The sequence below is a fragment of the Shewanella sp. YLB-07 genome (assembly GCF_009377275.1).
Window position 1 is genome coordinate 300,273 of the sequence record NZ_VOQB01000004.1, and the last position, 13,628, is coordinate 313,900.

Annotated in this window: 10 protein-coding genes and 1 pseudogene; 6 read left to right on the plus strand and 5 right to left on the minus strand. The window is 45.7% G+C overall.

Annotation, left to right across the window (positions count from 1 at the left end):
* Positions 1-123: 123 nt before the first annotated feature.
* Positions 124-498, plus strand: coding sequence for a PH domain-containing protein (locus tag FS373_RS10925; protein ID WP_144045119.1), 375 nt, complete (start codon positions 124-126; stop codon positions 496-498).
* Positions 499-567: 69 nt separating this feature from the next.
* On the opposite strand, the gene FS373_RS10930 is transcribed toward FS373_RS10925, so the two are convergent.
* The 5 genes from FS373_RS10930 to FS373_RS10950 all read right to left on the minus strand — a co-directional run bounded on the left by FS373_RS10930 (position 568) and on the right by FS373_RS10950 (position 7,868).
* Positions 568-1,749 (minus strand): AAA family ATPase, encoded by a 1,182-nt coding sequence (locus FS373_RS10930; RefSeq protein ID WP_152829428.1) that lies wholly within the window; start codon positions 1,747-1,749, stop codon positions 568-570.
* Positions 1,750-2,002: 253 nt separating this feature from the next.
* Positions 2,003-3,589, minus strand: a complete 1,587-nt coding sequence (locus tag FS373_RS10935; RefSeq protein WP_144045121.1) for a bifunctional aspartate transaminase/aspartate 4-decarboxylase — start codon at positions 3,587-3,589, stop codon at positions 2,003-2,005.
* Between the two features lie 33 nt (positions 3,590-3,622).
* A complete protein-coding gene (gene aspT / locus FS373_RS10940; protein WP_144045122.1) occupies positions 3,623-5,335 on the minus strand; it encodes an aspartate-alanine antiporter in 1,713 nt (570 codons plus the stop codon).
* Between the two features lie 493 nt (positions 5,336-5,828).
* Positions 5,829-6,626: a metallophosphoesterase family protein gene (locus FS373_RS10945; RefSeq protein ID WP_144045123.1), complete on the minus strand. Its 798-nt coding sequence runs from the start codon at positions 6,624-6,626 to the stop codon at positions 5,829-5,831.
* Positions 6,627-6,713: 87 nt separating this feature from the next.
* Positions 6,714-7,868, minus strand: a complete 1,155-nt coding sequence (locus FS373_RS10950; protein ID WP_144045124.1) for a membrane dipeptidase — start codon at positions 7,866-7,868, stop codon at positions 6,714-6,716.
* A 233-nt stretch (positions 7,869-8,101) separates the two neighbouring features.
* Between FS373_RS10950 and FS373_RS10955 the strand changes: the two genes are divergently transcribed.
* The 5 genes and pseudogenes from FS373_RS10955 to FS373_RS10975 all read left to right on the plus strand — a co-directional run bounded on the left by FS373_RS10955 (position 8,102) and on the right by FS373_RS10975 (position 13,564).
* A complete protein-coding gene (locus FS373_RS10955) occupies positions 8,102-9,028 on the plus strand; it encodes a TAXI family TRAP transporter solute-binding subunit (protein ID WP_144045125.1) in 927 nt (308 codons plus the stop codon).
* Positions 9,029-9,193: 165 nt separating this feature from the next.
* Positions 9,194-11,158, plus strand: a complete 1,965-nt coding sequence (locus FS373_RS10960) for a TRAP transporter permease (protein ID WP_227992684.1) — start codon at positions 9,194-9,196, stop codon at positions 11,156-11,158.
* Between the two features lie 268 nt (positions 11,159-11,426).
* Positions 11,427-11,975 (plus strand): HD domain-containing protein, encoded by a 549-nt coding sequence (locus FS373_RS10965; RefSeq protein ID WP_144045126.1) that lies wholly within the window; start codon positions 11,427-11,429, stop codon positions 11,973-11,975.
* A 434-nt stretch (positions 11,976-12,409) separates the two neighbouring features.
* Positions 12,410-12,928: an AAA family ATPase gene (locus tag FS373_RS10970; protein ID WP_152829429.1), complete on the plus strand. Its 519-nt coding sequence runs from the start codon at positions 12,410-12,412 to the stop codon at positions 12,926-12,928.
* A gap of 60 nt (positions 12,929-12,988) precedes the next feature.
* Positions 12,989-13,564: pseudogene (locus FS373_RS10975) on the plus strand (YdeI/OmpD-associated family protein).
* Positions 13,565-13,628 lie beyond the last annotated feature (64 nt).

Below are 13,628 nucleotides of genomic sequence, written 5' to 3' on the forward strand. Positions count from 1 at the left end.
TGAAGCTAAGCCTGCAGAGGTGCCCTTAACATATCTAATGAAATTGGTATTATGTTATCTTGATGGTGATGAGCCAAACGATACCAGAAAAATCATATTGCACACTTTTTTAAGGAAGAATAAATGGGATTATTAGATTCATTGATGGGCAACGCTTCGGAAGTTAACCTCGAAGAACTTGCCGACGAGCTAGGTCCAATCTTGGCCGACAACGAAGAACTGCAATTAGCTTATAAGCTGATCCGCGATATGTTTGTATTTACCAATAAACGTCTCATCCTTATCGACAAGCAGGGATTGACCGGCAAAAAGGTCAGCTATCATTCTATCCCCTACAAGGCTATCACGCATTTTGAGGTGGAAACTGCGGGTCGCTTCGATATGGACTCTGAGCTAAAGCTGTGGATATCGGGTCAAGACAAGCCACTAGTCAAAGAGCTCAAAAAGGGCACAGATGTGGTCGGTATTCAGAAGACCATAGCGAACTTCATGTTATAAGTTTCTTGTTATAAATAAGTCGTTATAAGCTTGTCGTTATAGAGAGCGCAATAAGCTTCCGAGGCACACTCAGCCTTTCTGTTGCCAGTTCCAGCTGGGCGTACTCAAGATGTCTTGGCCTATTATCTCTGTCTGACCCAGCTGTTTGTCTAGCTCGATGAGATTGCAGTGCTCAAATTCATTGAGGGCATTGATGAGTCGGTTAGCGTGAGAGACGACCCAAAGCTGACACAAGTCCGATGCCTTAACGATTAAGCGCGACAGGGCGGGCAGGAGATCCGGATGTAAACTGGTTTCCGGCTCGTTGAGTACCATCAATTCTGGTGGCCTTGGGGTTAATAGAGCTGCGACCAATAACAGGTATCTAAGGGTGCCATCGGATAATTCGCCTGCCTTGAGGGGCCTGAGTAAACCTTCCTGATGGAAGTTGAGGCTAAGCATGCCGTTAGATTCATATTCGATGTGCACATGTGCGCCGGGAAAAGCATCACTGACCGCATGATCGAAGCCTTCCTTATCACCTATCTCGAAAATAGTCTGAATCGCCGAGGCGAGATCTCGTCCATCATGGTGCAGAACCGGTGTTCGTGTGCCTAGCTGGGGTTTTCTGGCCGGGGCATCACTGTCGCTACGGAAGTGGTCATAGAAACGCCAGGCACGAATGCTGTCACGCAATCTGAGCACTTCGGGAGCACGCTCGGGATCGGCAAGTTCGCTGAAGATGCTGTCACCGTGCTGCATATGTAAGTTCAGAGTCTGCCAGCCAGCTTGCTTATCTTTCTCGGCGCGGCTCTTGACCAAGGCGCCACGACGCTCAACTAATACAGAAGCGGGACGATACTTGTTACCGACCCAGATGGCCTCACGCTTTATCTGGGGATCTAAGCCAAATAAGGTGGTGGAATCAGGTTTCGGTAGCCCAAGTTCGATTAGGTAGCTGAAATCATCGCTGGCAAAGCCAAGTTTTAAGCGCTTTACTTGCTGACGCACCGTTGGCTCTATAGGGGTTTCGCCTCTGAGCATGCCCTTGGTAATATTTTCAGGTCCAGCCCAGAAGCAGGAGTCGAGTCCGCCCTCTAATGCCAGTGCGTTAACTACACCCCCTTGTGCAGTTTGTGCCAATAGCCTCAATGCCTTGTAAAGATTAGACTTGCCGCTACCGTTAGCCCCTGTGACTAGATTGAGTTGCTTGAGGGGGACACGGATCTCACGCAGTGAACGGTAATTTTGAATGGCCAAGGTGGTTAGCATAAGAGTTTCTTTGTTTGTGATTGTCTGTGATAGTCAGGCTTATTAGATGAGAATAGTGGCATTAAATCAATGGTGGTAGAAAGTTTTCAGAGCTTAAATTGATTATTCAAACTAAGGGTGATCATCTGGGAGTAAAATCGAATGAGGGAAGCTGGTCATTAGCATAAGTAGAGCGGGTTTTTGAGCTAGAGGCTAATGGGAAAAGCTCACTCAAGGTCACACCTATTACCTTGAGTGAGCGGGTTAGATTGGCTTACTTTTTCAGGTACTCAGCGTAGCACTCATCCATCACTTTTCGAGTTAAGCGGCCTATGGCTGCATATTCATGATGGGTTAAATTCGCTAAGGAGACTCTGACTGAAGCGTGAACTACGTCGAATCCTTTACCCGGTAGCAGCACTACGCCAGTTTCATCGGCGAGTCTGAATAAAAACTCTTTACCTAAGCCAGACTGCTTGAACCAGCTCACGAATTCATCGCCATACATCTTAGCGCCAAGAATGTCTAAATCGAGCAAGGTATAGTAGTCCACACTATTCTCGTTTTGCTCAAATGCGACGCCCATATTCTTGTAGAGTGTCTGGTAACGTTCTCGAATAAGTCGTTTGGTTGCTCGCTTGTAGTCGTTACCTCTGTCCATCAGGCAGCTGAGTGAGAACAGGGCCATCTGTACTTGTTGTGGCAAAGATAGGCCAGCTGTGTGGTTAAGGGCGACATTTCGGCTATCGGCAACCATGCGATCGATAAACTTTATCTCTCTGGGATTAGGCGTTAAGGTTTTATAGCGATTATCTAACGTTAAGTTGTGCTCTTCAGACATGGACTTTAAGGTGTCATCGAAGATATTTTTATCTTGAATGCCAATAACACCTAAACGCCAACCCGTCGCGCCGAAGTATTTAGAGAAGGAATACACACATAAGGTGTTGTATGGACATTTAGCAAACAGCGACACGAAGTCATCGGCGAATGTGCCATATACATCGTCAGTGATGATAAACAGGTCTTTGCGCTTGGTTGCCACTAAGTTGGCTAACTTATCCAAAATGTCATTGGAAAACTTAACCGAAGGTGGATTACTTGGATTCACGACGCAGAGCAATTTAATGTCCTTGTCTTCCAGTTTGGCAATTTCCGAATCGGTTAACTGCCATGTCTCTTCATCTAAGCGGATCTCAACCACTTCCAGTCCAAATTCTGCCAGTTCCGGGATCTCCAGATAAGGGGTAAAGATAGGTGTGGTTAACGCTATTTTATCGCCTTTCTTTAACAAGCCGTTGGTAAACATGGTTTGGAAGGTATAGGTCATTGCTGCCGTACCGCCCTCGGTGGCAAACAAGTCAAAATCGTTACTGACGGGTAAGCTGCCATACATCTCTTGCGCTATGTATGCGTTGACGATAGATTCGATGTTGGTCAACATTCTAGGGGGCACGGGGTAATTACAACCTAAAAATGCATTCACCATTTCGTGTAGAAATGACTCGCGGCTTAAGCCTAACTGGTCTTTTACATAGCTGATTGAAGACTGGAGAAACTTAACGCCTTCGGTATCTTGATGCTCTTTGGCAAACGTATCAAAACGGGCAACTATGCCTTTGCCGTCGGGAATGCCACCGAAGCCTTCATTGAGGTAAGCATATGAACGCTCAGACTCTTCTAAGGCAAAATCACCTAACCTTAAAAAAGCGCGTCGCGGTAATGTCGCTAGAAAATTGGGATTTCCGCGTCCAGCATCTAATAATATTCGGTCAGGCGTGGCTTGAGCGACTTCGATTAGCTTATCTTTTAGCTCAAACGGGCTTAGGTCTGTAAATTGTGAGAAATCTAAATTCTTCATATAACCATCCATTTATTTATATAGAAAAAACAATTAACCAGCTGCATTTTTAGTGATGATGCCGACGATGATAGGCCCCCATAATGTGAGGAGTACATTCGCAACGGCATAGGTAACGGTAAAAGAGAATACTGGCGTAGGGTTACCCGCTTTACTCAATAAGGCGGCAAAGCCGGGATTAGCACTTCGGCCACCGACTAAGGCGCCCAAAGCTTCTATTGGGTCCTTTATTTTCAAGATGTAATAGGAGAAGAAAAAGGCGATTATTTGAGGCACCAGGGTGACAAAAACGCCTAAGAAAAGCAGTGTGAGGCCGTACTCTTTGATGGTGACTACCGCCTGAGGACCAGCAGATAAGCCAACCAGTCCAACAAATACCGCAAGACCAAAATCACGTAAGAAATTAGAGGCCCCCATAGGCAGTGATGCAAACCTTGGGTGAGTATTTCTGAGCCAGCCGAACATAAGACCGGAAACTAGACAGCCTGCTCCTGAACCTATGGTGACGGGGATACCGGCTATTTTAAAATGTATCAGGCCAATCAGCATGCCTACTGTCATGCCCAGACCAAAAAATACAAAATCGGTGAAATAGGGGGAGACTAACCTGTCGCCTATGGTGTTCTGGACACGGTTAATATCTTCAGGCGTACCTGTTAATTGCAATTGGTCGTTCTTTTCGACAATAAGGTCTGGCGATATGGTGATGGTTTTACCTGCGCGTTTGTAATCAGATAAGTAAACACCTCGGCGCACTGACATGCCTGTGACCTGTTTTATCTCTTTTAGTCGCTTACCAACCAGTTTTTTACCTGTTACCAGCAACTGTCGATGCTCTTCAATTAAGGTAAAGTCTTCTGGCACATTGCACTCTACGCCTAAGTAATCAGGTATTTTATGAATTGACGTTCTGACACCTGTGACAATGACAACATCATCCTCTTGAATTATTGCCTCTTCATCGGCTGGGGTGTCGGTGCCTTGTCGTTGAATGAGTTCAATAGCCACATCATAGAGTGCTTCATTGACTTCGGCGACGGTTTTACCTATGGCATAACTATCAGGAGTGATTTTATAAGCTCTTGAAACAATTCTGCTTATAGCATTGAATTGCCCTGGCTCTAGATCGGGTTTGCCACCCGCCATTGAGTTGGCTTTCTTGATCGCTTCGGCTCGAATGTCCCAGCCCATGATAGTGGGGAAAAACCAGGTCACCATTATTATCGGTCCTAATGAGCCGAAAATGTAGGTTACGGCGTAACCCACGGCAACATTGGTCTCCATGATTTTTTTCGCCTCACCACTGACTCCCATGAGGTTCGCGATAGCATCTCCCGCAGTCCCTATGATCGATGACTGTGTTAATCCTCCGGCAGCTAATCCTGCTGCTGTGCCTCTATCAAGGTCGAAAAACCAAGCTGCAGCAATAACACACACTAAGCCGGATACTGTCATGACGACAGCTGAGAGAAGTATATTGAGTGTGCGCCGGTTCAGCGCACCAAAAAATTGTGGTCCGCCTTGAAAACCAACAGCATAAATAAATAATGCGAAAAAGATACTCTTAACACCACTGTCAATATCTACACCGACTTGGCCAACAACCACACCTACGAGTAATGTACCGGCGACCCCGCCTAAAACGAACCTCCCTATGGTTATTTTACCTATGAGATAACCAAAGGTGAGCGTAATAAAAAGTGCGACTAAGGGAGCTGCTTGGAAAAGTTCTTCTAAAATATCCATATAAAACCTTCATTGGTCGAGATGATTTAATATATGTGTGGTTCAATTGGTAGATTGAACCGCATGGTCAGATCTGAATAATGCGTCGATTGATGACGTCAATGTGTGATCATGGTCACACTGTTACATTCGTTAATTTTTATTTATTAATTGACAGGTTCCTCAACATCAAAGAGTTAGCATTACAAATAACATCAAAGAGATTAGTAATCCCGTAGGTTATCTTTACTAGTTTATTGTAATGAATCTGTAATATTATCAATGGTGTTAGCTTAATGTCTCAGGCCAAATAAGATGGGGGGGGCGACATACGTAGGTAATAAAATTGTTAAGTTGAAGTAGACAGCTAATTGCTATCTTTGAACAATGATATTTACATAAAGCAGGGAAACTTAACCTTTTGTACTAGGACGTATGTCTAAGTTCATGACTTGGCTCAGATATGCTTGGGGGATTTAATCTGCAGTAGGCTTGTTTGATTATAATAAAATCACTAGTGGTTGAGAGTTATCACTGTTTCACTCAAGGTGTATTCAATCTGTCTGTTGTTCGTTCCCGTCTTTTTCACTGCTATCTCTTCGTTAGGAGCCGGATTTAGGTCGTAAACCATGATGCCTATATTGGTGTTTTTCTCATAATCGGGATTAGTGTGTTCGAAGCCATAGGAGGTGGCTGGGCTGACGATGAGCGGGATGATTTTTCCTCGGTTTTTTATTGGCTGTTTGAAAAACCCATGGGCATGTCCGCTTAAAATGGCCAACGTTTGTGGATGTATAGCTTTGATGACATCAAGATTATTTTCAATACCTATCCGGGTAAACCACTTAGCACCTAAATTAACCACAGGGTGATGAATCACCACGATGGACTGATGTTCTCTGGTGATTTTTTTTAAAGAACTAAGGGCTTTGCTTGATACCCTACCTGCGCCGAGAGGCATGTTAGATAGCGGTTTCTGGCTGGAATCGACAAAGCATAGACTCAAGTCATCGTTAAGATGAACATGGTTTTTCACTTGGATTCTACTGCCGCTAAACACTGACTTCATCATAGTCAGGTTGTCATGATTCCCCGCAATGGCAAAGACTCTGTCGATCGAAGTGTGCGCCTGAACGATGGCTTTAAACTGCGAATATATCTCAATAGAAGGGTCGCAGACTAGGTCACCGGTTAACAGGAGTACATCGCCATCCCTCTTGCCTTCAATCAAGGCTAAAGCGCGAATTAGATTTGCCCTTGGCATTTCTTCGTCCACCTGTAAGTGACAATCACTCAACTGATATATTCTCATTTTATCCTTCAAAGCATTTTGTATTTTGATGCAGATATCAGCTAAATCGATGAGATAAGTTTCTTATCGATGAGAGCGCAATTAAGTTTAAGCTAATACATCTTTTAGCACTCTTTGCCAGTTGCCGCCCATGATCTTATCTCTGTCACTGCCACTAAAACCAGACTTGGCCAAGGCAGAATCTATGCGATCCATACGATGAATATGATTGAGTTCGGGTATCACTACGTGCACAGGTTCAATGTCGTAACCCAGTACATTCTTGGCTCGTAGGCTGTGCCACCACTCAAGATACTGTTTTATACCTTCTGTGTTATTGTTGTCGAGCTTAAGCAGCTTCTTCTGGCCAGCGAGTGGATAGTCATTGGCGATAGCGATAGCATCAATGCCAGCCACATTAGCCACATGTTTCAGGTGAGCGATATAGTGCTCTGTGGTGGGTATCTTGTCGTTAGTCAGCCAGAAACTCATCATAAAGACCCCAAACAAGCCGCCGGTATCGGCGATAGCCTTAATGACGTCATCGGGTGAGCAGCGAGCATGATTGACGATGGCGCGTACGGCGCCGTGACTCTGAACGATTGGGGCGTTCGATACTTTGGCCGTGTCCAGCGCAGATTGCGGACTGGAATGACTGACATCGACCAAGATGCGTTTATCGTTAAGCTTAGCGATTAGCTGTTTGCCCGCTTGGGTTAGTGGCTTATTGAGCCCTCGAACGCCATCATTATCTAAAGCACCGCCGCTAAATTTATTGCCATAGTGATGAGTGAGTTGCAGTGCTCGCAGCCCTTTATCATAAAACTCATCGACCTGACTTAGGTTCGAGCTAATACTGTCCTCGACACAATCTGCGCCCTGAATTTGGAAGAATACTGCAGTCTTACCTGTGGTATGTGCTTCTCGGATATCGACACTGGTGTTACCTAAGATAAGCTTGTCAGGATTATCATTTACTCGCGTGAGCGCTTCCGAAATGCTCCTCATGCACGCCTTGTAGGTACGTTTATAGTTGGTGGTGCCGTCGGACTGCTTAATGGCCTCAATATCTGAGATATCACACAGGTAAGCATCTATGCTTGAGGCTTTTAGATCGGTGAGGTCATCGGGAAGAAAGCATAAGCCATCCACATAAAGGCGTTTCGCCTCTGTGGCTAGTGCCGAGAAACTGCCTAGTTGGCTTAGCACGCTGCCTGCTGCAATGGCTTTAATCAGTTGTCGTCTGTTCAGTTCGTGCTTCATATTTGTCCTGATTTCATGGGGATGAAACCCCCATAGTACATATGCATTTTATGATTCCGATAATCTTCATATTAACCTATCCACTTAGACTATTCGATACCTTGACATTGGCTAGCCCTTAAGTAATATCGATGCCAAATTGAAGTGGAAATACACTAATAACTAACAGGTTTTTGACTAAGATTAATGACCTGAAAAATAACAAATGTATCAAATTAATTAAGGGGAAGGCTATGTTTCATCGCGCGCTTACACTCGCTTTACTGCTCATTTTACCTTCGGCAGTACAAGCTGAAAATTACTCTATCGGTACCGGCGGTCAAAGTGGTATCTATTATCCCTTCGGTGGTGCGTTAGCCAAGGTGTGGTCTGACAAGGTTCCAGATGTGAACGTCAAAGCGGAAGTGACCGCAGCATCAGTTGAGAACACCATCAAGGTAGTGCGCGGTGACATGATTGCCGGTATTGCCATGGGCAATGTGGTACTCGATGCCTATAAAGGCGAAGGTAAGTTCCGCAGCGAAATGCCGGTTAAAACCTTGTTTGCGCTTTATCCAAACCTGGTACATACCATAGCATTGGAAAAATCCGGGATTAAATCTTTAGCCGATCTTAAGGGCAAGCGTATTTCCTTAGGTGCTCCGGCAAGTGGTACAGCGGTAACGGCTGCGGCCTTGCTGGCCTCTGTTGGTATCGATGTGAAGAAAGATATCGATGCGGTCTACTTAAATTACGGTGAGACAACCAATGCGTTAGCCAATGGTCAGATTGATGCTGGTTTCATCGTTGGCGGCCAAGGTGTTGGCGCAGTGACTCAAATTTCGCTGACTCATAAGATCAATCTTATTCCTATCTCCGATGCCGAGAGCGCTGCTTTCATCGAGACAAACCCAGCTTATAGTCAGTACACCATACCTGCAGATGTGTACAAGAATGTGGGGGCGGTATCTACCTTGAGTGTGTGGAACGTCGTTGTTGTTAGCGCCAAGATGAGTGATGAAATGGCTTACAACTTGACTAAATCAGCGTTTGAGAATATGGGTGAAGTGCGTAAGGTGGTGAAAGTTGCCGAAGCGACCACGCCTGAAAATGCCCATCGCCTAGCCGGTGTGCCACTGCATGCGGGTGCACAGAAGTATCTGGACTCATTGGCTAAGTAGGCTAGTTTCCAATTTAATAAATACAATGAGACAAAGGCAAAGGTAGCTTAATGAGTTACCTTTGTTTTTTCTGATATATCCTTTTCATTTTTGTTGATGCCAGATGTAAACTTCTCTTTTCGCAAGCAAGGAGTCACTTTGGCATTGACCTATTGAGGGCATGATATGACCCAAACTAATAATACTAAATTAGGTCATGATGAACCTGTACTCGAAGATACTAAAGCTAATCATAGCTCAGTGACCATCGATACATCTCTGCCTTATGAGCCAACGTTAAAAGTATTTGGCTATGTGATTCTAGCCATTGCAGTTGCTCTGTCTGCATTTCAGATCTGGCAGGGGATCACTTCCACCATTTCGGCGACTTACTTCAGACCAGTCCACCTGAGCTGGGTGCTGGTGTTGATTTTTTTGCATTACCCGCTAGTTAACAATCGATACAGCAAACTCTACCTCCTAGGCCGGGTGTTTGATCTCGCGCTCTGTGGTTTGGCATTGTTTGGTGCCTACCGAATGAGCATTTTTGATTATAACGATATCGATCATTTGCTTTATGGCCTCAAGATGCCAGATTTAGTGGCGGGTTGCGCCCTGTTAGTTCTCTTGATGGAGGGCTGTCGCCGTACTGTGGGCTGGGTGATGGTACTGATTGCTGCGCTGTTTTTATCCTACAGTGCCTTTGGTGATATGTTGCCAAGCGCGATTGCAACTAAGGCGTATTCGCTGCAAGAGCTTATTCAGTTTCAGATTTACTCCGCTAATGGGGTATTTGGCTCGGCCTTAGGGATTGCGGCGACGACGGTATTTATCTTTGTACTCTTCGGCGCCTTCTTAGAAGTGACCGGTGCGGGTAAATTCTTCATCGATTTATCATTCTCTATCGCAGGTAAGTATCGCGGTGGTCCTGCAAAGGCCGCTGTATTGGCCTCCGCTGGTCTTGGCTCTATTTCGGGTTCTGCGATTGCCAACACTGTGACCACAGGGTCGGTGACCATACCTATGATGAAGAAGCTGGGCTATAAACCTGAGCAGGCGGCGGGTATCGAAGCGGCAGCATCGACTGGCGGGCAGATCATGCCACCTATCATGGGTGCGGGCGCTTTTGTGATGGCGCAGTTCACCGGGGTTCCCTATAGCGAGATCATGTTAGCGTCTATCGCCCCAGCTATTCTCTACTTTTTCTGTACCTTGCTTTATGTACACTTGATGGCTTGTAAGTTAAATCTGCAGGCCGTGAGCCGCACCGAAGCGGTGATTTCTGTGATGAAACACGGTGCCCATCATCTTATTCCACTGGGTTTAATCACCGCACTGCTGATGATGGCCTATTCGCCATTGTTAGTCGGTGTTGCTGGTTGTGCGGCAATCTTAGTGACAGCAGCACTGCGTAAACACAGTCGTATAGGTTTGACTAAGTTTATTCAGGGAATGAAAAACGGTGCCCTGATGGCACTGCCTATCTCGGTGGCCTGCGGCGCGGCTGGGATTATAGTCGGCGTAGTGGGTCAGACTGGCATTGGCTTACAGTTCACTCAGTTCGTGATGGAGTTCTCCGGTGGTTACATGCTGGTGGCTCTCGGGCTAATCAGTATTGTCGCCCTGGTGTTAGGCATGGGATTACCTGTGACGGCGGCTTATATCGTGCTCGCCGTGATGGCCGTGCCCATGTTGGGGGATTTTGGTCTGCCGCTATTAACGGCCCACCTTATTATCTTCTGGCTGTCCCAGACCTCGAATGTGACGCCGCCGATTGCATTAGCCGCCTTCGCCGCAGCCGGTGTGGCCAAGGCGAACCCGATGAAATCTTCGGTGGAGGCCTTTAAGCTTGCTGGCGGCCTGTTTATTATTCCTATTATGATGGCCTATACGGATCTGGTAAGCCCTGAGGCGAGTGCATTGGAGTTTGGTTTTGCTATCGCTCAGACCGCGGCAATCATACTGGCCTTAGCGATATCCATCGAAGGGTATTTATTGCGACCACTGTCTAATATGGAACGTATTGTCGCTCTGATGATGGCTCCCTTGATCTTGTTCAATCCCTTCGGTGCAAGCTTTGTCGGAATATTAGTGATATTAGGCTTGATAATTGTGCAGTGGAAGAGTCGGGAGCTGGTTGAGGGAACGTAACTGGCGCAATTAAGAACTGCTGTGATGTAAATGTTTGAACATCACCTAAGGCCTTCTGTTATCGACAGAAGGCCTTTTCTTTTAACTGGAGTAAATTGATTATTAACAATTTATTTTTGAAAGTGTGTAGAAGGTTGCCGTCTTTATCTCTGACTATAGATCCTTATAATATCTGCTGAAGCAGATTGGACCGAAACAAAACGCTTTTATAGGGATGGTACAAGGTGTTGTGCCAGCAGCACCCTATATGACAGATTAAGGAGGACGAGTGAACGCAGCGGATTCAGTTAATGGTGATATCGAAAGAGTATTGAGCTTTATCGTTGAGATAGAGAAGCTTAAGGATGTTAAGAGAAAAACCAGGCCTGTTGGTCTTGATCGTTATGAGAATTCGGCCGAGCATAGCTGGCATGTGTGTCTATCGGCTCTGATGCTCAAAGAGTTTGCTAATGAGCCTATAAATATTGACCGGGTCATCAAGATGCTACTCATACATGACTTAGGCGAGGTAGATGCAGGGGATACCATCATCTATCAATCTGAAACTCAGGGAATAAAAGAGAAGGAAGCGGCTGGTCTTAAGCGTATCCTAGATATCTTACCTGTGGGGCAGGCCGATACGTATATGGCTCTGTGGTATGAATTTGAGCTGGGTGAGACCGCCGATGCCAGTTTTGCGAAGGCAATCGACAGGGTGCCGCCACTGCTACATAATCTGTATGGCGAGGGGCATAGCTGGCGTGATAATGAGGTGCCTAAAGAGAAGGTTTTTTCGGTCAATCGCCGTATAGTGATACCAGTTCCATTAAATTTATGAACAATTCAGAGCTTCTCAGGGCTTTTAATTCAAGGCGCATTGTTGAAGTAATGGTTACTCCCTTTCAAGGCAATGCAAAGCAGAAGTGGAAGTCTTGAGAAGCTCACGTAGTGCGGGTTTAAAAATGCTTTATGCTGCGGAAGTGACTTTCGATATAGATTAACTATTAGCTTCAATCCCCTTACTTGCCTACAACATTTTTAATTCCCGCTGAATGCTCACTTACTTAATGGAATTGGTATTTAAGGTAGTGAAGCGCTATGGTCCAGTCTGGAGAAGAAGCTATCGCATGCAGTGGAGATAGGCCTACTTAAATAAGCCAGTATCTACAGCTTTAGCTTCGACAGCCTTGGCTTGGGTCGTCTTATCTTCGATAGTATTAGGCTAGGCCGACAATCGTATAAATCTAAAAGGATTAGCTAGTGGGAGATAATATGGATCGAAGAGTGCTCATCTTTGGTAATTCAGGCTCGGGAAAGTCGACGCTTGCCAAGCGTTTAGCTAGTTCTGATGGCCTAGCCCATTTAGATCTCGATAGTCTGGCCTGGCAACCCTATGAGCCGCCTAAACCGCCGCAGCGTATGCCGCTTAATGAGTCGGAGCACTCGCTTATGACTTTTATCCAAGACAATCAAAACTGGGTGATAGAGGGATGTTACACGGACCTCTTACAGTTGCTAGTTGGCAATGTCACTGAGTTGATCTTTATGAACTTGCCTGTCGACCTCTGTATCGAGAATGCTAAGCAACGTCCCTGGGAGCCACACAAGTACCCTTCAAAACAGGCCCAAGATGCTAATTTATCCATGCTTATTGAATGGATAGCCCAATACGATCTAAGAGATGACACTTTTTCAAGACGGGCCCATGAAGACTTTTATTCTGCATTTCAGAGCAAGAAGACCTGTTATCTTAGTAACCTAACCTTTACGGGAAACAACCGAGATATGTAGGCTGCCATCGTTAATGATGTGCCTGTCCTGTCTTTTTTATGCCGAAGAGAATCTAGTTTTATGCCTGAACCCGATCCAGCGAGAATCATGACCTTTACATCGCCGAAAGATCTTGGCCGGTGGCTTAAGGTGAATCACGCCATCGAAAGTGAACTGTGGGTGAAGATATTCAAGATAAAGACTGGAATTCCGAGCGTGACTTGGGATGATGTCGTGATTGAGACGCTGTGCTGGGGCTGGATCGATGGCGTCAAGAAGTCAATCGATGACCAAGCCTATCTCCAGCGGGTCACTCCAAGAAAAGCACGAAGCAACTGGTCAAAAAGGAACAGAGAGCATGTGGAGCATTTAATAAACGAGGGCTAGATGACGGAGTCAGGACTCGTGCACGTTCGTGCCGCCAAAGCAGACGGCCGGTGGGAGAGCGCCTATGCTGTAAGTGAAATGAAAGTGCTGGCGGATTTCTTAACAGCACTAGATAGCAAGCCGAAGGCGAAACAATTTTTTGAAACGCTCACTAAATCGAGTCATTATGTCATCGCGTACGGACTGACAAGTGCGAAGAAACCCGAAACCAGACAGAGGCGATTTGCAAAATTCATAGACATGCTTGTTAGCGAAGAAAAGCCGACTTAGGTTTCAAAAAGACGAAAAAGGCATAACAAACGACTATGGCGTTAATAACTTATTTAAGCTTTGG